The 26,281-nt window shown below is 56.9% G+C and carries 21 protein-coding genes and 1 pseudogene; 8 read left to right on the forward strand and 14 right to left on the reverse strand.

The genetic code is table 11. The annotated features are described in order from the left end of the window. Window positions 1–101 precede the first annotated feature (101 nt). From ACQG19_RS13035 to narI, 5 genes are all read left to right on the forward strand, one after another. Window positions 102–1,487, forward strand: a complete 1,386-nt coding sequence (locus ACQG19_RS13035; protein ID WP_029883341.1) for a NarK family nitrate/nitrite MFS transporter — start codon at window positions 102–104, stop codon at window positions 1,485–1,487. A 67-nt stretch (window positions 1,488–1,554) separates the two neighbouring features. After that, the gene (locus ACQG19_RS13040) at window positions 1,555–5,295 is read left to right on the forward strand and encodes a nitrate reductase subunit alpha (RefSeq protein ID WP_246931718.1); all 3,741 of its coding nucleotides are present in this window, start codon (window positions 1,555–1,557) and stop codon (window positions 5,293–5,295) included. After that, complete coding sequence (gene narH, locus ACQG19_RS13045) at window positions 5,292–6,836, forward strand: nitrate reductase subunit beta (RefSeq protein WP_048972815.1); 1,545 nt, start codon at window positions 5,292–5,294, stop codon at window positions 6,834–6,836. The genes ACQG19_RS13040 and narH overlap by 4 nt, the downstream gene beginning before the upstream one ends. Further along, complete coding sequence (gene narW / locus ACQG19_RS13050; RefSeq protein WP_222168420.1) at window positions 6,836–7,531, forward strand: nitrate reductase molybdenum cofactor assembly chaperone; 696 nt, start codon at window positions 6,836–6,838, stop codon at window positions 7,529–7,531. Before narH ends, narW begins: the two co-directional genes overlap by 1 nt. Continuing rightward, a complete protein-coding gene (gene narI / locus ACQG19_RS13055) occupies window positions 7,528–8,208 on the forward strand; it encodes a respiratory nitrate reductase subunit gamma (RefSeq protein WP_014883923.1) in 681 nt (226 codons plus the stop codon). Before narW ends, narI begins: the two co-directional genes overlap by 4 nt. A 79-nt stretch (window positions 8,209–8,287) precedes the next feature. Here the strand turns inward: narI and nhoA are convergent, their stop codons facing one another. Continuing rightward, window positions 8,288–9,133, reverse strand: a complete 846-nt coding sequence (gene nhoA / locus ACQG19_RS13060; RefSeq protein WP_222168421.1) for an N-hydroxyarylamine O-acetyltransferase — start codon at window positions 9,131–9,133, stop codon at window positions 8,288–8,290. Window positions 9,134–9,241: 108 nt separating this feature from the next. On the opposite strand from nhoA, the gene ACQG19_RS13065 reads away from it, so the two are divergent. Next, entirely contained in the window at window positions 9,242–9,814 is a 573-nt protein-coding gene (locus tag ACQG19_RS13065; protein ID WP_029883348.1) for a flavin reductase family protein, read from the forward strand. Between the two features lie 35 nt (window positions 9,815–9,849). Here ACQG19_RS13065 and fusA read toward each other — a convergent pair whose 3' ends face one another. After that, the gene (gene fusA / locus ACQG19_RS13070) at window positions 9,850–11,949 is read right to left on the reverse strand and encodes an elongation factor G (protein ID WP_222168422.1); all 2,100 of its coding nucleotides are present in this window, start codon (window positions 11,947–11,949) and stop codon (window positions 9,850–9,852) included. A 161-nt stretch (window positions 11,950–12,110) separates the two neighbouring features. Here fusA and ACQG19_RS13075 point away from each other — a divergent pair, with 161 nt between their 5' ends. After that, window positions 12,111–12,410 (forward strand): ArsR/SmtB family transcription factor, encoded by a 300-nt coding sequence (locus tag ACQG19_RS13075; RefSeq protein ID WP_062729502.1) that lies wholly within the window; start codon window positions 12,111–12,113, stop codon window positions 12,408–12,410. 31 nt (window positions 12,411–12,441) lie between these two features. Here the strand turns inward: ACQG19_RS13075 and ACQG19_RS13080 are convergent, their stop codons facing one another. Together ACQG19_RS13080 and ACQG19_RS13085 are read right to left on the reverse strand one after the other, a co-directional pair. Continuing rightward, on the reverse strand, window positions 12,442–13,074 hold the full coding sequence (locus ACQG19_RS13080; RefSeq protein WP_013096506.1) for a DNA-binding protein: 633 nt from the start codon (window positions 13,072–13,074) through the stop codon (window positions 12,442–12,444). Between the two features lie 121 nt (window positions 13,075–13,195). Then, window positions 13,196–14,524 (reverse strand): 2-hydroxycarboxylate transporter family protein, encoded by a 1,329-nt coding sequence (locus ACQG19_RS13085; protein ID WP_222168423.1) that lies wholly within the window; start codon window positions 14,522–14,524, stop codon window positions 13,196–13,198. A gap of 377 nt (window positions 14,525–14,901) precedes the next feature. Between ACQG19_RS13085 and ACQG19_RS13090 the strand changes: the two genes are divergently transcribed. Continuing rightward, a complete protein-coding gene (locus tag ACQG19_RS13090) occupies window positions 14,902–16,587 on the forward strand; it encodes an NAD-dependent malic enzyme (RefSeq protein WP_222168424.1) in 1,686 nt (561 codons plus the stop codon). 37 nt (window positions 16,588–16,624) lie between these two features. Here ACQG19_RS13090 and ACQG19_RS13095 read toward each other — a convergent pair whose 3' ends face one another. The 10 genes and pseudogenes from ACQG19_RS13095 to ACQG19_RS13140 all read right to left on the reverse strand — a co-directional run bounded on the left by ACQG19_RS13095 (window position 16,625) and on the right by ACQG19_RS13140 (window position 26,244). Further along, window positions 16,625–17,626 (reverse strand): Kdo(2)-lipid IV(A) acyltransferase, encoded by a 1,002-nt coding sequence (locus ACQG19_RS13095; protein ID WP_038981834.1) that lies wholly within the window; start codon window positions 17,624–17,626, stop codon window positions 16,625–16,627. Between the two features lie 177 nt (window positions 17,627–17,803). Further along, window positions 17,804–18,034: a tautomerase PptA gene (gene pptA / locus ACQG19_RS13100; RefSeq protein ID WP_013096502.1), complete on the reverse strand. Its 231-nt coding sequence runs from the start codon at window positions 18,032–18,034 to the stop codon at window positions 17,804–17,806. A gap of 37 nt (window positions 18,035–18,071) precedes the next feature. After that, window positions 18,072–18,689 (reverse strand): glutathione S-transferase family protein, encoded by a 618-nt coding sequence (locus ACQG19_RS13105; RefSeq protein WP_130626154.1) that lies wholly within the window; start codon window positions 18,687–18,689, stop codon window positions 18,072–18,074. A 41-nt stretch (window positions 18,690–18,730) separates the two neighbouring features. Continuing rightward, window positions 18,731–19,618: an ABC transporter substrate-binding protein gene (locus tag ACQG19_RS13110; protein WP_048972823.1), complete on the reverse strand. Its 888-nt coding sequence runs from the start codon at window positions 19,616–19,618 to the stop codon at window positions 18,731–18,733. Window positions 19,619–19,627: 9 nt separating this feature from the next. Then, window positions 19,628–20,401 carry an amino acid ABC transporter ATP-binding protein gene (locus ACQG19_RS13115; protein ID WP_040022655.1) on the reverse strand — a complete coding sequence of 258 codons (774 nt, stop codon included), beginning with the start codon at window positions 20,399–20,401 and terminating at the stop codon, window positions 19,628–19,630. Further along, the gene (locus ACQG19_RS13120; protein ID WP_023621243.1) at window positions 20,385–21,317 is read right to left on the reverse strand and encodes an amino acid ABC transporter permease; all 933 of its coding nucleotides are present in this window, start codon (window positions 21,315–21,317) and stop codon (window positions 20,385–20,387) included. The genes ACQG19_RS13115 and ACQG19_RS13120 overlap by 17 nt, the downstream gene beginning before the upstream one ends. A 9-nt stretch (window positions 21,318–21,326) precedes the next feature. Next, a complete protein-coding gene (locus tag ACQG19_RS13125) occupies window positions 21,327–21,836 on the reverse strand; it encodes a GNAT family N-acetyltransferase (RefSeq protein ID WP_155022086.1) in 510 nt (169 codons plus the stop codon). A gap of 9 nt (window positions 21,837–21,845) precedes the next feature. Continuing rightward, a pseudogene (locus ACQG19_RS13130) lies at window positions 21,846–24,108 on the reverse strand (NtaA/DmoA family FMN-dependent monooxygenase). Window positions 24,109–24,124: 16 nt separating this feature from the next. Further along, complete coding sequence (locus tag ACQG19_RS13135) at window positions 24,125–25,246, reverse strand: amidohydrolase (RefSeq protein WP_222168426.1); 1,122 nt, start codon at window positions 25,244–25,246, stop codon at window positions 24,125–24,127. Beyond that, complete coding sequence (locus ACQG19_RS13140) at window positions 25,225–26,244, reverse strand: LLM class flavin-dependent oxidoreductase (RefSeq protein WP_013096493.1); 1,020 nt, start codon at window positions 26,242–26,244, stop codon at window positions 25,225–25,227. The genes ACQG19_RS13135 and ACQG19_RS13140 overlap by 22 nt, the downstream gene beginning before the upstream one ends. Window positions 26,245–26,281 lie beyond the last annotated feature (37 nt).

The raw sequence follows: 26,281 nt of genomic DNA on the forward strand, positions 1-26,281 counted from the left end.
AGATGTATCTCAATACTTCCAATAACCACAATACCAGACCTTCTCATATCTAGCTGTTTTTACTTATTTATTATCTTCATTTGGGTAAGCAAGAGGGCGATATGTCACAACAAAGTGAGAAAAGTCATCACCATCTTTTAAGTAACTGGAAACCGGAAAATCCGCAATTCTGGGAGAATAAAGGCAAACATATCGCGCGAAGAAACCTATGGATTTCTGTGGCTTGCCTGCTATTGGCCTTTTGCGTCTGGATGTTATTTAGTGCCATTGCGGTTAACCTCAATAAAGTCGGATTTAATTTCACTACCGATCAGCTTTTTATGCTAACGGCATTACCTTCTCTCTCCGGCGCAATATTGCGTGTCCCCTACTCTTTTATGGTGCCGATATTTGGCGGACGTAACTGGACAGTATTGAGCACCGTGATCCTGATTATCCCCTGCGTCTGGCTGGGGATTGCCATTCAGAACACCGCGACGCCTTATTGGGTCTTTATCGTCATTGCCCTGCTCTGCGGATTTGCGGGCGCTAACTTTGCCTCCAGCATGGGGAATATCAGCTTTTTCTTCCCGAAATCCAGACAGGGTAGCGCGCTGGGAATCAACGGCGGGCTGGGAAACCTGGGCGTCAGCGTGATGCAGTTGATTGCGCCACTGGTCATTTTTCTGCCGATGTTCACCTTTCTGGGGGTAAACGGTGTGCCTCTGGAGGACGGGTCCACCATGTGGCTGGCGAATGCCGCCTGGATCTGGGCTCCGCTTCTGCTGCTGGCAACAATTGCGGCGTTTATTGGCATGAACGATATCGCCAGCTCAAAAGCCTCTATCGCCAGCCAGCTTCCTGTGCTTAAGCGGTTTCATCTCTGGCTGCTGAGCCTGCTCTATCTGGCGACCTTCGGCTCGTTTATCGGTTTCTCGGCAGGCTTTGCCATGCTGTCGAAAACCCAGTTTCCGGACGTTAACATTCTTCACCTTGCCTTCTTTGGCCCCCTGATTGGTGCGCTGGCGCGTTCAGCGGGCGGGATGATCTCCGACAGGCTGGGCGGCGTGCGCGTCACGCTCATCAACTTTGTCTTTATGGCCATCTTTAGCGCCCTGATCTTCCTGACCCTGCCCGGCTCGGGCTCCGGCAGCTTTGTCGCGTTTTATCTGGTCTTTATGGGGCTGTTCCTCACCGCCGGGCTGGGCAGCGGCTCAACCTTCCAGATGATTGCGATTATCTTTCGCCAAATCACCATCGACCGGGTGAGGAAGCAAGGTGGCACCGATGAACAGGCGCAGCATGAAGCCGTGACGGACACCGCTGCCGCGCTGGGCTTTATCTCTGCCATTGGCGCAGTAGGCGGATTTTTTATCCCTAAAGCCTTCGGCACCTCGCTGGCAATGACCGGATCGCCGGTCGGCGCCATGAAAGTCTTCCTCGTGTTTTACATCGTCTGCGTGCTCGTCACCTGGCTGGTGTACGGCCGTAAATCCTCACAAAAATAATAACTACATCTTCGCCGGAGCGTGATGCAGCACCCTCCGGCCATGCTATCGAAGCAGGAGAAATGTCATGAGCAAACTGCTGGACCGCTTTCGTTACTTCAAAACAAAAGGCGACAGTTTCGCCGATGGGCACGGGCAGGTGTATCACACCAACCGGGACTGGGAAGACAGCTACCGCCAGCGCTGGCAGTTCGACAAGATTGTGCGCTCCACCCACGGCGTGAACTGTACCGGCTCCTGCAGCTGGAAGATTTATGTCAAAAACGGACTGGTGACCTGGGAAACCCAGCAGACCGATTACCCCCGCACTCGCCCGGACCTGCCTAACCATGAGCCACGCGGTTGCCCACGCGGCGCAAGCTACTCCTGGTATCTCTACAGCGCCAACCGCCTCAAATATCCGCTGGTGCGCCGCAGGCTGATTGAACTCTGGCGCGAGGCGCTGACGCAGCACAGCGACCCGGTACTCGCCTGGGATGCCATTCAAAACGATCCGCAAAAAGCGCAGAGCTACCGACAGGCACGCGGTAAAGGCGGGTTTATCCGCTCGAACTGGAAAGAGCTGAACCAGCTGATTGCCGCCGCCAACGTCTGGACCATCAAAAATTACGGCCCGGACCGCGTGGCCGGTTTCTCGCCTATTCCGGCGATGTCGATGGTCTCTTACGCTGCCGGTACCCGCTATCTCTCTCTGCTCGGCGGTACCTGCCTGAGTTTCTATGACTGGTATTGCGACCTGCCTCCCGCCTCGCCCATGACCTGGGGCGAGCAGACCGACGTGCCGGAGTCCGCCGACTGGTACAACTCCAGCTATATCATCGCCTGGGGCTCTAACGTTCCCCAGACGCGCACCCCCGACGCCCATTTCTTTACCGAGGTTCGTTATAAAGGGACCAAAACCGTTGCCATCACGCCGGACTTCTCAGAAGTTGCCAAACTGAGCGACCAGTGGCTCGCCCCCAAACAGGGGACCGACAGCGCGCTGGCGATGGCCATGGGACATGTGATCCTCAAAGAGTTCCACCTCGATAACCCAAGCGACTACTTCCTCAACTACTGCCGCCGCTACACCGACATGCCGATGCTGGTTCTGCTGGATGAGCAGGCCGATGGTCGTCTGGTGCCGGGACGCATGCTGCGGGCGTCCGACCTTGTTGACGGGCTGGGCGAAGCCAACAACCCGGAGTGGAAAACCGTCGCCTTTGATATTGCCGGTAATCTGGTGGTTCCTAACGGTTCCATTGGCTTCCGCTGGGGCGAAAAAGGCAAATGGAACCTGGAATCGCTGGCTGCGGGTCAGGAAACGGAGTTGACCCTTTCCCTGCTGATCACCCACGACAGCGTGGCGGATGTCGCCTTCCCCTACTTTGGCGGCAATGAGAATCCGCATTTTCGCAGCGTGAAGCAGGAGCCGGTGCTGACCCGCCGCGTGCCAAGTAAAACCCTGACGCTTGCCGATGGCAGCCAGAAACATGTGGTCAGCGTGTACGATCTGGTGCTTGCCAACTACGGTCTCGATCGTGGTCTGGAAGACAGTAACGCGGCTGAAAATTATGGTGAGATCAAAGCGTATACACCGGCCTGGGGCGAACAGATCACCGGTGTCCCCGCGTATCTGATTGAAAAAATTGCCCGTGAGTTTGCCGACACGGCGCACAAAACGCATGGACGCTCGATGATCATTCTCGGTGCCGGGGTAAACCACTGGTACCACATGGACATGAACTACCGGGGCATGATCAACATGCTGGTCTTCTGCGGCTGCGTAGGCCAAAGCGGCGGTGGCTGGTCGCACTACGTGGGCCAGGAGAAGCTGCGTCCGCAAACCGGCTGGCTGCCGCTGGCCTTCGCGCTGGACTGGAACCGCCCGCCGCGCCAGATGAACAGCACCTCATTCTTTTACAACCACGCCAGCCAGTGGCGCTATGAGAAGCTGACAGCGCAGGAGCTGCTTTCTCCGCTGGCGGATGCATCCCGATTCACCGGTCACCTGATCGACTTCAACGTCCGCGCCGAGCGTATGGGCTGGCTGCCGTCGGCGCCGCAGCTCAACCTCAACCCGCTGCACATCAAAGCCCGCGCTGAGGCAGCAGGCCTGTCGCCGCAGGAGTACACCGTTCAGGCGTTGAAATCGGGCGATATCCGCTTCGCCTGCGAGCAGCCCGACAGCGGTAAAAACCACCCGCGCAATCTGTTTGTCTGGCGCTCGAACCTGCTTGGCTCCTCCGGCAAAGGCCACGAGTACATGCTCAAGTATTTGCTCGGCACCGAAAGCGGGATCCAGGGAGAAGATTTAGGCTCGACCGATGACGTGAAGCCTGAAGAGGTCGACTGGCAGACTAACGCCATTGAGGGCAAACTCGACCTGCTGGTAACGCTCGATTTCCGTATGTCCAGCACCTGCCTGTTCTCTGACATCGTCCTGCCCACCGCCACCTGGTATGAAAAGGACGACATGAACACCTCCGACATGCATCCGTTTATTCATCCGCTGTCTGCCGCCGTCGACCCGGCGTGGGAATCGCGCAGCGACTGGGAGATTTACAAAGGCATCGCCAAAGTTTTCTCTGACGTGTGCGTCGGCCATCTTGGTACGGAAACGGACGTCGTGTTGCAGCCTCTGCAGCACGACTCCCCGGCGGAACTGTCCCAGCCGTTTGATATTCAGGACTGGCGCAAAGGCGAATGCGATCTGATCCCCGGCAAAACCGCGCCGAACATTGCGGTCGTCGAGCGTAACTACCCGGAAACCTGGGAGCGCTTTACCTCCCTCGGCCCCTTGCTGGACAAGCTCGGCAACGGCGGGAAAGGGATCTCGTGGAACACGCAAAACGAGGTCGAGTTCCTCGGCAAGCTGAACTACGTCAAGCTCGACGGTCCGGCGAAAGGCCGTCCGCGTATCGAGACGGCCATTGATGCCGCCGAAGTGATCCTCGCGCTGGCACCGGAAACCAACGGTCAGGTGGCAGTGAAGGCGTGGGAGGCGCTGGGCGAACTGACCGGACGCGACCACACCCACCTGGCGCTGAATAAAGAAGATGAAAAAATCCGCTTCCGCGATATTCAGGCGCAGCCGCGTAAAATCATCTCCAGCCCGACCTGGTCCGGTCTGGAAAGCGAGCATGTCTCCTACAACGCGGGTTATACCAACGTTCACGAGCTGATCCCGTGGCGCACCCTCTCCGGCCGTCAGCAGCTGTATCAGGATCACCCATGGATGCGCGCCTTCGGCGAAAGTCTGGTGGCTTACCGTCCGCCGATTGATACCCGCAGCGTCAGCCATATGCGCGAGATCCCGCCGAACGGCTTCCCGGAAAAAGCGCTCAACTTCCTGACGCCGCACCAGAAATGGGGCATCCACTCTACCTACAGCGAAAACCTGCTGATGCAGACCCTGTCGCGAGGCGGGCCGATTGTCTGGATCAGTGAAACCGACGCGCGTGAGCTGGGCATTGAGGACAACGACTGGATTGAAGCCTTCAACGCCAACGGCGCCCTCACCGCCCGCGCGGTGGTCAGCCAGCGCGTGCCGCCGGGTATGACCATGATGTACCACGCCCAGGAGCGCATTCTTAACATTCCGGGTTCCGAGGTGACCGGACGGCGCGGCGGTATTCATAACTCGGTGACCCGCGTCTGCCCGAAACCGACGCACATGATTGGCGGTTACGCGCAGTTGGCTTACGGCTTCAACTATTACGGCACCGTTGGCTCCAACCGCGACGAGTTCATTATGATCCGCAAAATGAAAAACATTAACTGGCTGGATGGCGAAGGTCGGGATCAGGTACAGGAGACGAAAAAATGAAAATACGTTCACAGGTTGGCATGGTACTGAATCTCGATAAATGCATTGGCTGCCACACCTGCTCGGTCACCTGTAAAAACGTCTGGACCGGGCGTGAAGGGATGGAGTATGCATGGTTTAACAACGTCGAAACCAAACCGGGGATCGGCTACCCGAAAAACTGGGAAGATCAGGAAGAGTGGCAAGGCGGCTGGATCCGCGGTATTCACGGTAAGCTGACGCCGCGTCTCGGCGGCAAAATGGGGGTGCTGTCGAAAATATTTTCTAACCCCGTCATGCCGCAGATTGACGATTACTATGAGCCCTTTACCTTTGACTATCAGGACCTGCACCGCGCGCCGGAGGGGGATCACCTCCCTACCGCTCGCCCGCGCTCGCTGATTGACGGCAAGCGGATGGATAAAATCGTCTGGGGACCCAACTGGGAGGAGCTGCTGGGCGGCGAATTCGAAAAACGCGCCCGCGACCGTAACTTCCAGAAGATCCAGAAAGAGATGTACGGCCAGTTTGAAAACACCTTCATGATGTACCTGCCGCGCCTGTGCGAGCACTGCCTGAACCCAAGCTGCGTCGCCACCTGCCCGAGCGGCGCCATTTACAAGCGCGAAGAGGACGGCATTGTGCTGATTGATCAGGACAAATGCCGCGGCTGGCGTCTGTGCATCAGCGGTTGTCCGTACAAAAAGATCTACTTCAACTGGAAGAGCGGCAAGTCAGAAAAATGCATCTTCTGCTACCCGCGCATTGAATCCGGCCAGCCGACCGTCTGCTCGGAAACCTGCGTCGGGCGCATCCGCTATCTCGGCGTGCTGCTGTATGACGCGGACCGTATTGAGGAGGCCGCCAGCACCGAGCATGAAACCGATCTCTACGAACGCCAGTGCGACGTGTTCCTCAACCCGAACGACCCGGCGGTGATTGAAGAAGCGCTGAAACAGGGTATTCCGCAGAACGTGATTGATGCGGCCCAGCGCTCCCCGGTCTACAAAATGGCGATGGACTGGAAGCTGGCCCTGCCGCTGCACCCGGAATACCGCACCCTGCCGATGGTCTGGTATGTGCCGCCGCTGTCACCGATCCAGTCCTACGCTGACGCAGGCGGCCTGCCACAGAGCGACGGCGTCCTGCCTGCCGTGGAGAGCTTGCGCATTCCGGTGCAGTACCTGGCGAACATGCTCAGCGCGGGGGATACCGGCCCGGTGCTGCGCGCCCTTAAACGCATGATGGCGATGCGACACTACAAGCGCTCCCAGACGGTAGAAGGCGTCACGGACACCCGTGCGATTGAGGAGGTAGGCCTTACCGTGGAACAGGTTGAAGAGATGTACCGCTATCTGGCCATCGCCAACTATGAGGATCGTTTCGTGATCCCCACCAGCCACCGTGAAATGGCGCGCGATGCCTTCCCGGAACGTAACGGCTGCGGCTTCACTTTTGGCGACGGCTGCCACGGCTCTGACACCAAATTTAACCTCTTCAACAGCAGCCGGATTGATGCCATCAACATCACCGAGGTGCGCGAACATGGGGAGGGAGAGTAATGCAGATCCTCAAAATCATCGCGCTGCTGATTGAGTATCCCGATGAGACTCTGTGGGAAAATCGCGAGGAAGCGCTTTCGCTCATTGAGCAGGACGCACCCATGCTGCTGTCGTTTGCCCGTCAGCACCTGAGCGCCCCGCTGCTGGATAAACAGGCCGAGTGGTGCGAGGTATTTGAGCGTGGCCGCGCGACGTCGCTGCTGCTATTCGAGCATGTTCACGCTGAATCCCGCGATCGCGGTCAGGCGATGGTTGACCTGATGGGCCAGTATGAGAAAGCCGGGCTACAGCTCGACTGCCGCGAACTGCCGGACTATCTGCCGCTCTATCTGGAGTACCTCAGTATCGTTACGGACGACGAGGCGCGCGAAGGATTGCAGAACGTCGCGCCTATCCTGGCGCTGATTGGCGGGCGTTTGAAGCAGCGCGGCGTGGCCCATTATCAGCTGTTCGATGCCCTGCTGGTGCTGGCCGGAACGCGGCTTTCCAGCGACAGCGTGGCGAAACAGGTGGCCACGGAGAAACGCGATGACACCCGCCAGGCGCTGGACGCCGTCTGGGAAGAGGAACAGGTCAAGTTTATCGAAGACAACGCCACATCGTGCGACAGCTCGCCGATGCAGCACTATCAACGACGCTTTAGCCAGGACGTCGCGCCGCAGTATGTGGACGTCAGCGCCGGAGGCCTAAAATGACACATTACCTGAACGTCTTTTTCTATGACATTTACCCCTACATCTGCGCCACCGTGTTTTTCCTCGGCAGCTGGTTGCGCTACGACTACGGGCAATACACCTGGCGCGCCTCATCGAGCCAGATGCTCAGCAAACGCGGTATGAACTGGGCCTCTAACCTGTTTCATATTGGGATCCTGGGGATTTTCTTCGGCCACCTGTTCGGCATGCTAACCCCGCACTGGATGTATGCCTGGTTTTTACCCGTCGCGGTTAAGCAGCAGTTAGCCATGATTGCAGGGGGGATTTGCGGCGTGCTGACGTTGATTGGCGGGTCCATGCTGCTGATTCGCCGCCTGTTCAACCAGCGGGTGCGCGCCACTTCCACCACGCCGGATATCATCATCATGAGTATCCTGCTGATACAGTGCATTCTGGGGCTATCGACTATTCCTTTCTCCGCCCAGTATCCTGACGGAAGTGAGATGATGAAGCTGGTCGGCTGGGCGCAGGGAATTGTGACGTTTAAGGGCGGCTCATCGGAAATGTTGAGTGGCGTTGCCCCCATCTTCCGCGTTCATCTGGTGCTGGGGATGACAATCTTCCTTATCTTCCCGTTCACCCGTCTGGTACACGTGTGGAGCGCGCCGTTTGAATATTTTACCCGTCGGTATCAGGTGGTGAGATCGCGCCGTTGATTTTGTCGGGTGGCGGCTGCGCCTTACCCGACCTACGTTCAAGCACCTGTCGGCCCGGTAAGGCGTAGCTGCCACCGGGCTATTTCCCGGCCTGAGGATGTGTATCAAACCCTGCCATCACCGCCGTCAACTCTGCCAGGGAAAAACCGTGCTTCGGATCGTCAACACCCAGCCCGAAGCGCTCCTGCATCAACTGATACAGCGCCGCAGCATCGGGTAGATGGATTTGCTCCTCCACATGGCCCTTTTGCCAATGGGTAAAGTTGAAGTTGGTCAGCGTCAGTTTGCCGCCGTCAGGCAGATGGCGACACATCAGCAGATGATGGCGGAAATGGGACTGCGGCCAGTGCGCTGACCAGAAATTCCCCATGACGTAATCACTGAAATATTGTGTCGTCAGGTCAAAGTGATACATCGACTGCCAGTGCTCATGGTGACGGAATTGCAGTACCCAGTCGTTCCCCTCGCTCAGCAGACGATACAGCCCATGCGGCGTCTCCTGCTCTTCGTTGGCAAGCAGACGAATCGATGCCGTCAGCGTCTGGCCGCCAAACCCAACGTCGGCAATCCAGCGTTCGCCGTTTAGTTCGACGAGCAACAGGCGATGCGTGCGCGGCGGCATTTGCGGTGGATTCGCTAATACCACACGTCCCAGCACGCTGCGCACCGTAAACCCAACTTCGCGCAACACGCGCTCAAACAAGCCATTTTGTTCAAAGCAATACCCCCCGCGACGCGCCTTAACCAGTTTGTTGACAAGGCTTTGATCGTCGAGCTGTATTTCGCGCGGCAGAACGACATCGATATTCTCAAACGGGATCGCACAGTTGTGATGTAAATGCAGCGCGCGCAAGGTGTCGATATCAACAGTAGCCGGTTGTTTCCAGCCGATGCGGGCGAAATAGGCAGTCAGAAATGGGGACATGCATCAGTTTCCTTTAACAGTGATGTTCTGTTTATAAACTAATTTTACGTGTCCACTTTGATTTCCGTGCTTTTTCGTCATACTCATCGTTATTGATGAGGAGACCCTATGAACCACTTTCGTCCTGTTGAATTACGTCATGCCAGCCGTCTTTTAAACCATGGTCCCACCGTGCTTATCACCAGTCGGGATGAAACCCTGGACAGGCGTAACGTTATGGCTGCCGCGTGGTCGATGCCGGTTGAGTTTGAACCACCGCGTATCGCCATTGTGGTGGATAAAAGCACCTGGTCGCGTGAACTGATTGAACGCAGTGGGCAATTTGGCATCGTCATTCCCGGCGTGTCCGCCGCCAACTGGACCTACGCGGTGGGTAGCGTTAGCGGGCGCGACGAAGACAAATTCAACTGCTACGGCATCCCGGTGGTGAACGGTCCGGCACTCGGCCTGCCCGTCATTGAAGAGAAATGTCTGGCGTGGATGGAGTGCCGGTTATTACCCGTTACATCCGCGGCAGAAAAGTACGATACGCTGTTCGGGGAAGTGGTTTCAGCCGCCGCCGATGAACGCGCGTTTGTCGCCGGACGCTGGCAGTTTGACGGGGATAAGCTGAATACCCTGCACCATCTGGGAGCCGGGACGTTTGTGACGAGTGGGAAAATGGTGAAGGCGCTGGATTGATAAACCCTCCCCCCATCGGGGAGAGGGTGAATGTATTACTTCGCTCGCCGAGCAATAATCTCATCCGCCACATTGCGCGGCGCTTCCGCAAAATGGTGGAACTCCATCGTGTAGGTCGCGCGGCCTTGCGACATCGAGCGCAGCGTGGTGGCGTATCCAAACATCTCTGCCAGCGGCACGTCAGCGCGGATAATCTGGCTGCCGTACTGCTCTTCCATGCCCTGCACCATGCCACGACGGGATGAGAGATCGCCCATAATATTACCGGCGTACTCTTCCGGCGTTTCCACCTCGACATGCATCACCGGCTCAAGGATCACCGGATCCGCTCTGCGAGCGCCCTCTTTAAACCCGAGGATCGCCGCCATGCGGAACGCCATTTCCGAGGAGTCGACGTCGTGATACGACCCAAAGGTCAGGGTCGCTTTTACATCGACAACCGGATACCCCGCCAGCACGCCGCTGTTCATGGCTTCGCGCAGCCCTTTTTCCACAGAGGGAATATACTCACGCGGCACCACGCCACCCTTCGTGGCATCTTCAAACTTGAAGCCACTACCAGGCTCTAACGGCTCAAGGCTCAGGACCACATGCCCGTACTGCCCTTTACCGCCGGACTGCCGGACAAATTTGCCTTCGATATCTTTCACCGCTTTGCGCAGCGTCTCGCGGTAGGTCACCTGCGGACGGCCGATGTTCGCCTCGACGCCAAACTCACGCTTCATGCGATCGACGATAATCTCAAGATGTAGCTCACCCATACCGGAGATAATCGTCTGGCCGGACTCTTCATCGGTATGCAGACGGAACGACGGATCTTCCGCCGCCAGGCGTTGCAGGGCAATGCCCATCTTCTCCTGATCGCCCTTGGTTTTTGGCTCGATGGCAAGGGAGATCACCGGGTCCGGGAACTCCATTCGCTCAAGCGTGATGATCGCATTCGGATCGGTGAGCGTGTCCCCGGTGGTCACATCCTTCAGACCCACACAGGCCGCAATATCACCGGCGCGCAGCTCGTCCACCTCGTGACGATCGTTGGCATGCATCAGCACGATGCGTCCGATACGCTCTTTCTTGCCCTTCACCGGGTTATACACCGCGTCGCCTTTTCTCAACACGCCAGAGTAAACGCGAATAAAGGTCAACTGCCCGACGTACGGATCGCTCATCAGTTTGAACGCCAGCGCAGAAAACGGTTCTTCATCACTTGGATGACGCTCCGCATGCTGCCCTTTTTCGTCCACACCGTCGATGGCCGGTACATCCAGCGGCGATGGCATCAGCTCAATCACCGCATCGAGCATGCGCTGTACCCCTTTGTTTTTAAAGGCGCTGCCGCACAGCATCGGCTGGATTTCACCGGAGATGGTCCGAGTACGCAGCCCTTTGATGATCTCAGCCTCATCAAGGTCGCCCGTCTCCAGGTATTTATCCATCAGCGCGTCGCTGGCTTCTGCTGCCGCAGAGACCATTTTTTCCCGCCACTCCTGCGCGGTGCTCAGCAATTCGTCCGGTACCGGCGCATAGTTAAACACCATGCCCTGCGTGGCATCATCCCACACAATGGTACGCATCTTGATGAGATCCACCACGCCGGTGAAATGCTCTTCCGCGCCCACAGGGATCACAATGGGCACCGGATTCGCCTTCAGGCGTTCCTGCATCATCCGTACGACGCGGAAGAAATCGGCACCCGGACGGTCCATTTTGTTGACGAACGCCAGGCGCGGCACATGATATTTATTCGCCTGACGCCAGACGGTCTCTGACTGTGGCTGCACGCCACCCACGGAGTCGTACACCATGACGGCACCGTCCAGCACGCGCATGGAACGTTCCACCTCAATGGTGAAATCCACGTGCCCCGGGGTGTCGATGATATTGATCCGGTGCGGTTCAAACCCTCTGTCCATACCCGGCCAGAAGCAGCTGACGGCCGCGGAGGTAATGGTGATCCCGCGCTCTTGCTCCTGCGCCATCCAGTCGGTTGTTGCCGCGCCATCGTGTACTTCACCCAGCTTGTGGCTCATCCCGGTGTAAAACAGGATGCGTTCGGTGGTTGTCGTTTTACCGGCATCGATATGCGCGGAAATACCGATGTTGCGATAACGTTCGAGAGGGATGGGTCGGGGCATAATATTTCCTTAAGTCTGTAAGACTGAGTTGTGACGACCGGGATGGTCGCCTGTGCGTTCGTTTGCTATAATAGTCCTATTGTACGAGTATTATCGAACTATTTTTTCACGGTTGACCTATTGTTGATATAGCTCAATCTGAACGTTGACGCAGGAAAACGATGATCCCAAACCACCCCGAACCTGAACAAATACTGCTGGAAAATGTGCTGTTTGCTCTCGGCAACCCGCTCCGGCTATCGATTATCCGCAGGCTGGCCGATGGCAGTGAACTGAGCTGCAACGCGCTGCGCCCGGACGATGTGGTGAAATCCACCATGACCCACCACTGGCGCGTACTGCGCGACAGCGGTGTAATCTGGCAGCGCCCGCAGGGGCGAGAGAATATGATTTCACTGCGAAGAGACGATCTGGATGCCCGTTTTCCTGGGCTGATGGCGATATTGCTGCGGACTGAGTAGCCCTGCGGTTACGTTAATATCCGTGGCAACGCTACGCTTTCTCCTGACGATAGACCGGGATCTGCCGTCGGGTCCTGGTCAGGGTATCAAAGACCTCGGTCCCGGAGGTGGTTATTCTCATCCCCGTTTTGCGCAACCGTTGCACATCGGCCGCGATGCGCTGAATGCCGAACCAGAAAAGCCCGTCGAGTGCGGTGACCGCGAGCCCGTTTTCCAGCGCTAACTTTAATCGCTCACGGGGCGCTTTCACCTGCTGGGCGATTTGCCGGTACGGCACTTCGCTCCCCCCTTCGCTATCACTGCGCTGGATACGCGTTTTCAGGTGGTAGTTAAATTCATCGGGGATCCCGTCCAGATTCATTTTCAGGCTATAAACACAGCCGAAGCGCTTGCCGTTAAAAAGCACATTTTTTTGGCTGAGTTGAAGCTCTTTTCTGAGGCCGTCAATTAACTGCGGGGCGCGGGTGAGGAGTAACCGGAAAGGAAGCTCAAAGCTGGTGACGTAATCCACATTCAGCAGCGCAAGTCGCAGGCGTTCTTCTGCACCGGCCTGTTGCTCCCGACACTCTTCCAGTACCTCCGCCCACTGGCGCGTCAGACGCTCCGGTTCGGCGGCTTCGGTAAAGAGAAATTTTTCAATCTGGTAATCAACTCTTCCGGTCATCGTGCGGTTTCCCGTCGCTGTGAATGCGGTAATTCTATCCAGCGCAGGGATATTTATAAAGAACTGAACCGCAGCGGCGTGCTGAAAATGTCGTTGCGATTCAGTCTTCTGACATCCGGGATCAGTGCGCCATTAACCAGCCCATCAGAAGCGTGGCGAAAATCACCGTCGACGCACCGCCAATGCGGGTCGCAATCTGGGCAAACGGCATCAGCGACATGCGGTTAGACGCGGAAAGAATTGCCACATCTCCTGTCCCGCCCAGCCCGCTATGACAGCAGGTGACAATCGCCGCTTCCACCGGGTACATATTCAGGCGCGACGCAATAAAATAGCCGCTCAGCGCCATTGCGATGACGATCGAACCGCACACCACCACGTATCCCACCGAAAAGACCGACACCACGCTCTCGAGCGGCACGTACAGCATGCCGAGACCAATCATCAACGGCCAGACCAGCGCAGCGGAGACAAATTTATAGCAACTGTGCGCGCCCTGCTCCATGGAGGCCGGGATCACCTTGAAGTATTTGCACAGCACGGCGATGAGGATCATCAGCACCGGGCCGGGAATATGCACCAGCTTCTCAAACAGTCCGCCAACGATAAAAAACGCACACACCATCAGCAACCCGCCCCCCATCAGATGGAAATCCGTCTGCTGTACGCTCTGCGCGCTGGCAAACAGGCTTGTGTCATCTTTGCTGCGGGTTAACATGCCATTGCCTGAAAGCGAGGGACGTTTTGCCCCGAGGCGCGCCAGCGTACCCGCACAAATAATGGCAAAGATATTCCCCACTACGGCGGCCGGTGCCAGTTGCGCCACGTAGACGTCAGGTGTCTGACCCAGTATCGCCGAATAGGCCAGCGACAACGGTAAAATCCCCTCGCCAATCCCTCCGCCGATAATCGGTACGATGATGAAGAAGAAGGTGTGATACGGCGTATAGCCAAACAGCGAACCAACGAGTAAGCCGGTCAGCACGGCCATCAGGGTACCCACCACCAGCGGAACGAACATGCGGATCATCCCCTGAATCAACAGCACGCGGTTCATCCCCAAAATGCTCCCCACCACCAGACAGGCGATGACGAAATAGAGCAAATTGGCCTCTTTCATCAGCAGGTGAACCGTATCCAGGGTGTGTTTCTCGAATACGCCAAAATAGACCAGCACCGAGGGCAGCATCAGGCACAATATTGCCGGGCCACCAATATCTTTCAGCAGCGGGATCTGTCGGCCAATTTTGGCAAAGGCGAAACCGAGCGTCATGATCACCGCGAGTCCACCGATCATGTTTTTCGGCAGCAGCTCCGCCCACGCGGAGGTGGCCACAATGGCCGCGATCCCGACAAACAGCATCAACGGGACCGCGCCAACTTCAGCATTGCTCAACCCAAAAGCAAAACGTGAAGCGACTGGAGACGTGGTTACAGAATTATTTTTCATATAATCACCGGATTAGTAGGTTCGGATATCAATAAACAGAAATAAATCGTAATTGGCCTGTACTTAATAAAGCTTTAATATTTAATCGTATTCAAATTGCCATTTATAAAAATGGTACACCGAGAAATTAGCATGGCGATTTCGCCGGAAATGTGAACAGCACGAGAATTTGTTTTTAAATAACTTAATTCATCTTTTCGTAACTAAAGTTTTTAATCGCTGCGTCGGTGTTTTGAAATTAATTAAACCAGAAAGACTGTGACCGTTATCACTACGCCTATGATCCTTAACCGCTAGATTAGCGCGAAACCAAAGACATAAATAAACCTGCGCCTGCAACTGAACCTTATCCGATTATTGAAATTCAGGAGTCATTCATGTCTCGCAAAGAAGTACTGTATACCCCTTATAGCGGCGCCGTATTACTGGAAAATCCGTTATTAAATAAAGGGCTCGCATTTATTAAAGAAGAACGTGATAACTTTAATCTGCACGGTTTGTTGCCACACAACGTTGAAACCATCGAGGAACAAACCGAACGCGCCTGGGTACAATTCTGTCATTTTAAAAGCGATATTTCCCGCCACGTTTATCTGCGTAATATCCAGGATACTAATGAGACGCTGTTTTACAACCTGCTGCGTTCGCACCTGAAAGAGACGTTACCCATTATCTATACCCCCACGGTAGGAGAAGCGTGCGAACACTTCTCGACTATTTATCGCCGCGCGCGTGGGCTGTTTATTTCCTGGCCCAATCGTCACCGTATTGATGAAATGCTGCAAAGCTTCTCACGCAATGATATTCGCGTCATCGTCGTGACCGACGGAGAGCGTATTCTGGGGCTTGGCGATCAGGGAATTGGTGGGATGGGAATACCCATTGGAAAACTCTCGTTATATACCGCCTGTGGTGGGATCCACCCGGCGTCTACCCTGCCGATTATGCTCGATGTCGGTACCAATAATCAGCAGCATCTGAACGATCCCATGTATATGGGCTGGCGTCACCCACGCATCAGCGACGATCAGTACGCCGAGTTTATGGACATGTTTATCAGTACCGTGAAGCAGCGCTGGCCCAATGTATTGCTGCAGTTTGAGGATTTCGCGCAGAAAAACGCCACTAGACTGCTGCAGCGCTACCGCGACCAGCTGTGCTGTTTCAACGACGATATCCAGGGTACCGCCGCCGTGACCGCGGGCACGCTGATTGCTGCCGCCCATGCTGCCGGGACCCGTGTTCGCGATCAGCGCGTGGTCTTCCTGGGGAGCGGATCCGCCGGTTGCGGCATTGCCGAAAAAATCGTGGCGCTGATGATGGATGACGGGCTAACCGAAGCCGAAGCCCGCAGTCGGGTCTTTATGGTCGATCGCTTTGGCCTGCTGACTGACGATATGACCAACCTCCTCGACTTCCAGAAAAACCTGCTCACGGCGCGCGAGGCGATCCGCGACTGGCAGGTTGAGTCGAACAATATTTCGCTGCTGGACGTGGTTAAAAACGCGCATCCGACGGTAATGATTGGGGTCTCAGGCCAGCCGGGCCTCTTCAGCGAAGAGATTGTGAAAGAGATGCATCGCCACTGCCCGCGTCCGGTGATTATGCCGCTTTCTAACCCCACATCCCGCGCGGAGGCGCAACCGCAGGATCTCATTGCCTGGACACAGGGCGCCGCGCTCGTCGCCACCGGCAGCCCGTTTGCGCCGGTGTTCTGGCAGGGCGAGCAGTACGATATTGCCCAGTGTAATAACGCCTATGTATTCCCCGGGCTGGGGCTGGGTATTCTGGCCTGCCATGCACGCCGGGTCACCGAGGAGATGCTGATGGCGGCAAGCCGCAGCCTGGCCGCGCAGTCGCCGCTGGTGACAACCGAAAAAGGTGGATTATTGCCGCCGGTGGATCATATAGAAACGGTGTCACGCCATATCGCGTTTGCCGTCGCCAGAGCGGCCATTGAGCAAGGTGTTGCGCCAGCCATGGAGGATGAGATATTGCTGGCGCGGATTGAAGAGACCTGGTGGCAAGCAGATTATGCGCCGTACCGCAGGGCTGCGCTGTAGCCGTCAGCCTGCCCTCACGTTACGGTGAGGGCATACTTTAGTGCTGAATGCCTGACTGTTCAGGCATGTCGCCTGTAGATACAGTACTGTTGGAAGTGACCACGCTTTTTTTGCGCGCATATCTGTCCGGCTGGCCTTCAGGACGGGTTTTGAAGCGTCGGTGCAACCACATATATTGCTCCGGCGCCATCAGCACCGCGCGCTCAATCGCCCTGTTCATTTGCGTGGCTACCGACGCTTTATCACCGCCCTGCAGCGTTTCGCCGATATCTTCAAGAATAATCAGTTCGTAACCGCTGCCGTCTGCCTTTCTGCGTGGAACGAACGGGATCACCGCCGGTCTGGCACTCTTCACCAGCATATAACTTCCGGCGGTTGTCGCGGCATCAGGAACCGCAAAGAACGGTACAAACACGCTGTTGGTTTTGCCGTAGTCGTGATCCGGGGCGTACCAGAGAATGTCATTCTGCTTCAGGGCGCGGATCATGCCCTTCAGGTCGTAGCGATCCAGCATGGTTTTATTTGAGCGCAGACGGCCGCGCGTCTGCAGCCAGTCCAGCAGCGCATTATTGTTAGGGCGATAAACACCGACACCCGGGTTGAGCATGCCAAAGATCCTCGCCCCCAGTTCAAGCGTGAGAAAATGCATACCGATGAGCACCACGCCATTTCCGCGCGCCCGGGCCTCTTCCATATGTTCATATCCGCTGACGCTGAAACATTTACGCACACGCCAGTCAGGCCAGAACCAGGCGATCCCGGTTTCGATGACGCCCATGCCAACCGATTCAAAATTACGCTGCAGTAGCTTTTCGCGCTCATCCTTTTTCATGTCGGGAAAACAGAGCTCAAGGTTGCGGCGAGCGATGTCCACACGACGGGGAAGCAAACGCATGGCCAGACGACCAAGCCCGTGTCCGATTCTTAATAAAAGGGGATACGGGAGCTGCACAATGCACCAGAGCGCTGCAATGCCTGTCCAGCTGAGCCAGTAACGAGGATGAAAAAAGGCGAGTGAGAACTGAGGTAATTTTGTCATGAGAAAATTATCCTGTACTGAATTTAACGCAACTGCTGTGCTTACCAGATGATTTCGTGAAAGTTTTAGAGAGGGAAAGTGTAACGGAAACGTCACAGGATCGTATTATCGATTTTTGCGAAATGTCGGGAGAAACTTAAATGCCGGGTCAACGAGGCCGCTGCCCGGCAAATAAAATTACATCGAATAGCCGGGCTTTTTAATCAACGAATCCAGCTTCGGGCCAATTTCGCTGTCCCAGACCTGCGCTTTCCAGTCTTCAGGATTAACCTGGTTTAACGCCACCGACACTGAACTGTCTTTACTGTTGAAATGACGAATTATCACCTCGGCAATATCAGCCGCCAGCGCGTTTTTTTGTTCGTCGTTTAAATCCCGGGGAAAACATTTGATATCTACATGTGGCATGTGCAGGCTTCCTGTTATGAATCAGGTTTACACGTTATCAGATAATGCCGTTTGCCTTTAACACCTTGTGCAGTTCAGGAAGCTGACACACGGCGTCTGCAATGGCCGTTATCTTTGGCGTATTCTCGGCAAACCACGCATGCCGTGGCCCCCAGGTACGTGCGACCGCAATATAGACGTCGAGTAGCGTAAGCTGTTCACCCAGCGCAAACGGGGCCGCTTTGAGCTGGCTATCGAACCACAAATAGAGGGATTTGCGGTATTCGATACAATTTTTCTTCAACTGTTCCGGTGCGTCAGGCACCCAGCGTTCGGGATAATCGGCATAGGTAAAGGTCGGATAGACGTTCGCGACAAACCAGATAAGCAAGCGCTGAAATTGCTGACGTTCTGCCTGTCCGACGGGCGGCGCCAGATCGGGACACCTGTCGAGCACCATCAGGGCGATGGCGGCTGTTTCGGTCATGATCGCGCCATTTTCCAGCGCCAGTGTCGGCACCTGACACAATGGATTGAGTCTTTGCAGCAATTCGCGCTGCGGACCGGGCGCATCAAACCCGTCCACATCAATAAACTCGTAAGGGATGTCTGCCAGAGTCAGCATCACTTCGCTGATTGCCGAGCCCCAGCCGGGTGCACCATAAAGTTTGATCATGTTGCCCTCTCAGGAGTGAAAATCCTAAGTGTAGAGCACAATTAATACGTGATCCCAGGCGGGTTAACCTCCGAGTGTGTCACCGCTTCGCCCTGCTCTCCCCAGCGCGCCAGCACCTTCTGATACTCCCCGCGCGTGATCGCGCCGTCCAGCGCGGCCTGCAGGGCGTAGACCAGTTGATTGCCTTTTTTGGTGGTCGTGGCGACATACGCTTTTTTCGGGCCCAGCCCGACAACGCGCGTTTTACCGGTCAGCGCGGCTTTATACGCCGCGACCGACTGTGGTCCAAAGAACACATCCGCCCGCCCGGACTGAATATAAAGATTGCCCGAGGCATCATCCGTCAGGTACACCGGCAGCGCGGGCTCACGCCCGGCCTTTTTATTCTCCTCGTTCCAGCCTAACAGGATGCGCTCCTGATTGGTGCCGGATCCGACAATAACCTTTTTACCCGCAAGATCTTCAGGACCGTTAATCGACCGCACCGGACTGGTGGATTTCACCGTAAACGCCAGCGAATCGACGCGATAGGTCGCAAAATCAAACTTCTCTTTGCGCTGTTCGGTCACCGCAATGTTCACCAGCGCCACGTCATAGCGCCCGGAGGTGATCCCCAGCGGCCAGTCTTCCCAGGCGGTGGGAACGAGCTTCAGTTTTAGCCCCAGGCTGCCTGCCAGCAGCCGGGCGATATCCGGATCGCTGCCGATTCGCGTACGGTTGTCGCTGGCAAGCAGGGCCAGCGGCGGTGAGTTAAGCGCAGAAATGGCCACAGTGAGGGTTCCCGGCTCGACAAATTTGTAATGAGCGGGGATCTTCGCCACCGCCTGCTGATCCACCGTCACCGGCAGCGGCTGCTCGTTGGCTTTTAAATCAATACTGGCATGGCTGGCGGCGGTAAAGGCCAGCCCTGCCAGAAGTCCATATTTCATGGGTACTCCTTACAGGACTCGTGAAAGGAACTGACGCGTTCGCGCGTGCGATGGCCGGTTCAGCACCTCGTCGCTGCTGCCCTGCTCCACAATTTTACCGTCGACCATAAACACCACCTGATCAGCCACTTCTCTGGCGAAGCCGATCTCATGGGTGACCACCACCAGCGTGGTGCCGGAACGGGCAAGTTTCTTGATGACATCCAGCACTTCGCCCACCAGCTCCGGGTCTAGCGCCGAGGTGGGTTCATCAAACAGTATGACGCGCGGACGCAGCGCCAGCGCGCGGGCAATGGCGATGCGCTGCTGCTGCCCGCCGGAGAGATGGCGCGACCAGGCATCCGCTTTATCACGCAGCCCCACCACATCCAGCAGGCTATACGCCTGCTCAACGGCCTCTTTTTTGCTCAGTTTTTTATGGGCGACAGGCGCTTCAATCAGGTTTTCCAGCACCGTGAGATGCGGGAAGAGATTAAAGTTCTGGAACACATAACCCACATTGACGCGCTGTTTGAGGATCTCTTTCTCTTTTAACTCGTAGAGTTTGTCACCCCGACGGCGATAGCCGATGTAATCCCCGTCAATCTGAATAAACCCTTCGTCGACGCGCTCAAGGTGGTTGATGGTGCGCAGCAGGGTCGATTTACCGGAGCCGGACGGTCCGAGGATCACCGTGACGGATCCCGGTGGGATCTCAAGCGACACGTTATCGAGCGCTTTATGGCGACCAAAGAATTTACTGACGCCGGTAATGGAAATATGTCCTTCATGAGAGGCTTGCATGGACGGGCTCCTGTGCGGGTGTGGTGGTGACGGAACGGGAACGGGTACGGCTGAGGGTACGGTTCTGATTCACCGCCGAGCGACGTTCGCTGCGGGCCAGTCCCCGCTCAACACCATACTGGATAGCGGACAACACGGTGGTAATCACCAGGTACCAGGCGGCACCCACCATCAGCAGCGGGATCACCTCCTGCGTGCGGTTGTAAATCATCTGGATGGTGTAGAACAGCTCCGGCATGGCCAGCACGTAAACCATCGCCGTCCCCTTCGCGAGACTGATGATTTCGTTAAACCCGGACGGCAGTATGGTGCGCAGTGCCTGCGGCAGAATGATCCGCACCGTACGACGCCAGGCCGGTAGCCCCAGCGCAGCGGCCGCTTCATACTGACCATGATCCACGCCGAGGAAGCCCCCGCGAATGATCTCCGCGGTATAGGCGCTCTGCACCAGCGTTAGCCCGACAACGGCGGTAGAGAATTGCCCCAGCACATTGATGGTTTCAAAGCTGCCCCAGGTCATGCCGGTGAACGGCACCCCGAGCGAGAGCGTGTCGTAGAGATAGGAAAAGTTATAAAGGATGATCAGCACTACAATCAGGGGCAGCGAGCGAAACAGCCAGATATAGCCCCAGGCCAGGCTGCTTAGCAGCCAGGATGACGAGAGTCTCGCCAACGCCAGCATACCGCCCAAAATCACGCTCAGCGCGGTGCCGATCAGCGTCAGCAGTAATGTCTGGCCGACGCCTTCAAGGATCACCGGGTCGAAGAACCAGCGGGCAAACACAGACCACTCCCAGCGCGGGTTAAAGGCGACGGACTGGACAACGACCGCCAGGACAAACAGCGCCACCACGGCACCGACGGCCCGTAGCGGATAACGCGCCGGGACCACTTTTATGGTTTCAACGTTGCTCATCATCGTACCTCATGCGGTTTTACTTAACGCTTCACGAACCAGCGTTTTGGTGAAACGCAACCGACCATCAAACGGGGGCTGGCTGTACTCTTCCGGATCGCGGTTAAGATCGAACTGCGGCTGGTAACCCTGGCTAAGATAGAGCCGTACCGCTTCCGGCTGGCGAAATCCGGTGGTCAGGTAGATCTGGCTGTAGCCTGCCAGCACCGCCCGGCGCTCCAGCTCCTGCACCACGCGCCCGGCAAGCCCCTGCTGACGCAGGCTTTTGTCTGTCCAGATGCGTTTGATTTCTGCGGTGCGTTCGTCGAAGGGTTTGTACGCGCCGGTGGCAATAATCTTCCCGTCACGCTCCAGGACGATAAACAGCCCCTGCGGCGCCAGATACCACTCGGTGAGCTCGACCTCGGCATCTTTCGAAAAATAGTCACCGTAGCGGGCAGCGTATTCACCGAACAGCCCATTGATGATGGGCTGAAGGTCAGCATCGTCCGGCGAAACGTCACGAAATTGTTCGCTCATAGCGCCTCCTTAATCACCCAGACCGGCCGGGTTGACTTCCGACTGCGGGATGCGTTCCACCCCTTCTCCCCAGCGGTTCAGCACTTTGTCGTAATCGCCGTTTTTGATCACGCCATTAAGCGCGGTCTGCACCGGTTCCACCAGGCCGCTGCCTTTTTTCAGCGTCACCGCGATATGCGCCGCCTTCGGCCAGCCGCCGTCAACGCTTCCCACCAGTTTGGTTTTACCGGTCAGCGCCGCTTTCCACGCGCCAATCACGTTTGGGCCAAAATACGCATCCGCACGCCCGGACTGGATCGCCAGCGTTTGTGCCGCGTCATCTTTGGTGTAGACCGGGGTAAACGGTTTCAGTCCCTTCTTAAGGTTTTCGGCGTTCCATGCCAGCAGGATGGCCTCCTGGTTAGTGCCTGAGCCGACAATAATCCGCAGCCCGGCAATGTCCTCCGCCTTCTGCAGGGATGTGATTGGACTGGTTGATTTCACATAGAAACCGAGCGAATCCTTACGGTAGGTGGCGAAATCAAACTTCTCCTTACGCGCTTTAGTCACGGTGATGTTGCTGATCGCCGCATCGTATTTCCCGGAGGCCACCCCCAGCGGCCAGTCCTCCCAGGAGGTTGGCACCACGTTCAGCTCCAGCCCGAGGCTGTCCGCCACCAGACGGGCCACGTCAACTTCGCTTCCCAGAAGCGTTTTGTTGTCATCCGAGAAAACCGTCAGCGGCGGTTGATTGAGGCCCGCCACCGCGACGGTGAATTTCCCCGGCACGGCAAAGCGATAATCTTTCGGCAACTGCGCGATGGCATCGCCGTTTTTGGCGGTATTGATCGGCGTTTTGTTGGCCTCAATACTCACGCCGGTGCCGTTAATGTTCACATTCTCTGCCCAGACGGCAGGGGTAAAGGCCAGAGCGAGCGCCAGAATAAGCGATGGTTTCTGCATAGCGGGTTCTCTTTTATTGTTGTGTGAACTGATTTTTGGGTTCGTCCAGGCCCAGGCTGTCGCGCAGCGTGGTCCCGGGGTAGTCAGTGCGAAACAGGCCGCGGGCCTGTAGCACCGGCACCACCTGGTCAACAAAGCGCGGGAAGGTATCTGGCGTCCCGCCTTGGATGATGAAGCCGTCGGCTGCATAGCCGTCGAACCACGCCTGCAGGCCGTCCGCCACCTGCTCCGGCGTACCGGAAAAACGGGGGCGTGGTGAGGCCGCTTCCAGCGCGACCTGACGCAGCGTCAGCTGACGTTCGCGGGCATTACGCTTTATCTCATCCGTGGTGCTGCGGAAGCTGTTTTTCCCCAGATCGCCGAGGTCCTGGAACGGCTCGTCGAGCGGATACTGACTGAAATCGTGATGTTCGAAATAGCGTCCGAGATAATTGAGGGCATCCTTAACCGACACCAGCGCCGCGGTGGTCTGGTACTGGTTTTCCACATCTTCGGCATCTTTTCCAACAATCACGCTCACGCCCTGGAAGATGTGCAAATCAGAAGCACGACGACCGTTGTTTTCCAGCTGCTGCTTCACATCGCGGTAGAACGCTTGTGCTTCTTCGAGAGTTTCATGGTGGGTGAAGATCGCATCGGCATGCTTCGCAGCCAGCTTTTTACCGTCGTCCGATGCGCCCGCCTGGAACACTATCGGACGTCCCTGCGGCGTGCGACCAATATTGAGCGGCCCGGCGACCTGGAAGAAATCACCACGGTGATCCAGGGTATGCAGTTTGGCGGGGTCAAAAAACTGACCACTCTCTTTGTTGCGCACAAAGGCATCGCCTTCCCACGAGTCCCACAGCCCTTTCACCACATCGAGATACTCATCCGCAATGCGGTAGCGCAGCGCGTGCTCGGGGTGTTTTTCACGCGAGAAGTTCCTTGCCGACCCCTCCAGCGGCGAGGTCACGACGTTCCAGCCCGCGCGGCCGTTGCTGAGATGATCCAGGCTGGCAAACTGGCGCGCCACGGTAAAGGGTTCGCTGTAGGAGGTGGATAACGTGCCCACCAGCCCCAGACGCGAGGTAATGCTCGCCAGCGCGGAGAGCACCGTTAACGGCTCAAAGCGATTTAAAAAATGCGGGATCGACTTCTCATTTATGTAGAGGCCATCGGCTACGAATAAAAAGTCGAGCTTGCCCTCCTCTGCTTTTAACGCCGTCGCTTTGACGAAATCAAAATTAATACTGGCATCGGCCACCGCCGCAGGATGGCGCCAGGCGGACATATTCCCGGAAGCACCGTGCAAAATGGTCCCCAGCCGCAATTGTCGGGTTGCAGACATATTCACCTCTTCTGAATTAAACGTGTTGCAGGGCTTTTTCCGCAAGCTGTGCAAAATAACGGGCAGCCGGCTCAATTAATGCTTCGTCCGGATTAAAGGCCGGGTGATGTAAACCATACGGGCTATTGCTGCCAATGCTGACAAACGCGCCGGGGATCTGCTGCAGATAGACTGCAAAATCCTCTCCGCCCATATGCAACTCGGCATGCTGCGTTTCATACCCCGCTTCCCGGGCAACCGAGGTGGCAAACGCCGCCCAATGCTCGTCATTGACCAGCGCAGTCGGCCCGGCATACCAGGTGATATCAATCCGGGCACTGAAGGCGCTGGCGAATCCGGCAGCGATTTCACCGACGCGCGCTTTGACGTTCTGCTGAACTTCCGTGCGATGCGTGCGCAGCGTCCCTTCCAGCTCAACGCTTTCCGGCAGGACGTTCCAGGTATTGCCGCCCGCAATGCGCGTTACGCTCAGCACAACGGAGTCCAGCGTATTCACGTTGCGACTGGCGACGCTCTGCAACGCGGTAACAAGCTGGCTTGCCAGCACAATCGCGTCGTTGCCTTCATGAGGCCGTGCGGCATGAGCACCTTTGCCGGTAATGCGGATCACAAACCGATCGACGTTGGCATAGAACGGCCCGCCGCGGGTGGCAAACTCACCTACCGGCAACCCCGGCTCGTTGTGCATCCCGAAGATGGCGCTGACGTCACGTAACGCCCCGGCCCGCACCATGCTCTTCGCACCGCCAAAGTTCTCTTCGGCAGGCTGGAACAGGATCCGCACGCGGCCGTTGAGCAACGCTTCACGTTCTTTTAGTTTTAATGCCGCCCCGAGGATCACGCTGGTGTGGATGTCGTGACCGCAGGCGTGCATCACTCCTGCACGCTGCGAGCTAAACGCCACCCCGCTGCGCTCTTCGATCGGTAAGGCATCAATATCCGCCCGCAGGGCAATCAGTTTGTTGCCGTTGCCGATCTCCGCCACCAGCCCGGTAGGCAAGTCATAAGGTAGCGGCGTAATACCGGCATGGGTCAGCCACTGGTGCAAACGGGCGGTTGTTTCCACCTCCTGGCCCGACAGCTCCGGGTGCTCGTGTAGCTCACGACGCCAGGCAATCAGTTGTTCGCCAAAACGCATACGTTGACCTCCCTGTTAAGTCGCGCCTGCGCCAGCAGACGCAGGGACTGCACGCGCGCGGCGCCGTCCGCAACCGGTGTGTCGATAATGAATTCGTCAATCCCCCACTGGTGATGCAGAGCGTCCAGTTGTGCCAGTACCGACTCAGCGGTCCCGGCCACCAGCGACTGCGCGCGACGCGCTATACGCAGCGGCTCGCTGCCTGCCTGACGCGCAAACGCATAGGCTTGCTCTTCGCTGGCCACCGTAACGCGCTGGCCGTTTGCCAGCTCCACGCCCCAGACTTCAACCTTTTGTGCCAGCGAGTGCGCCTGGGCCTGAGAGTCCGCCACAATGACCTGCACCGCCACAATCACCTCCCGGGCGCTGTGTTCCCGCCAGGTGGTGATGACCTCGCGCAGCAGGTCGGGATCGCCATTCAGGTGAGCGGCAAAGACAAAATGCCAGTTGAGCTTTGCGGCCAGCAGAGCACTTTCGACACTCGCTCCCAGCAGGAATCCCTGCGCCGGAACCGGCGGCAACGGCGTGGCGCGCACCGCCTCCTCCGCGGACTGATTTTCAGGACGGATCCAGCTATCGAGCTGCGCCAGCTGTTCGGCAAAGCTGCCCTTTTCCTGCTGATTCAGACCGCGTTGCAACGCGCGGGTGGAGAGCGGCAGACCGCCAGGCGCTTTTCCAACGCCCAGATCCACGCGTCCGGGAGCCAGGGCAGCCAGGAGATTGAAATTTTCTGCAACTTTATACGGGCTGTAGTGTTGCAGCATGACACCGCCCGATCCCACCCGGATACGCGTCGTCTGCCCGAGGATCCAGGCAATCAATAACTCCGGCGAGGGGCTGGCCAGCTGCGGGGTGTTGTGGTGTTCGGCAATCCAGAAACGGTGATAACCGAGAGTTTCCGCCTGTTGCGCCAGCGCCAGGGTTCGCGCCAGCGCATCGGCGGCTGTTTCATTTTCAGCGATGGGGCTTTTATCCAGAATGCTGATTCGCCAGGACATGTTGCGTTCTCGTTTGACTTAACATGTCGTTATTAAT

This window comes from Enterobacter cloacae complex sp. 277I4 (assembly GCF_050031465.1).
Classification (GTDB): domain Bacteria; phylum Pseudomonadota; class Gammaproteobacteria; order Enterobacterales; family Enterobacteriaceae; genus Enterobacter; species Enterobacter cloacae.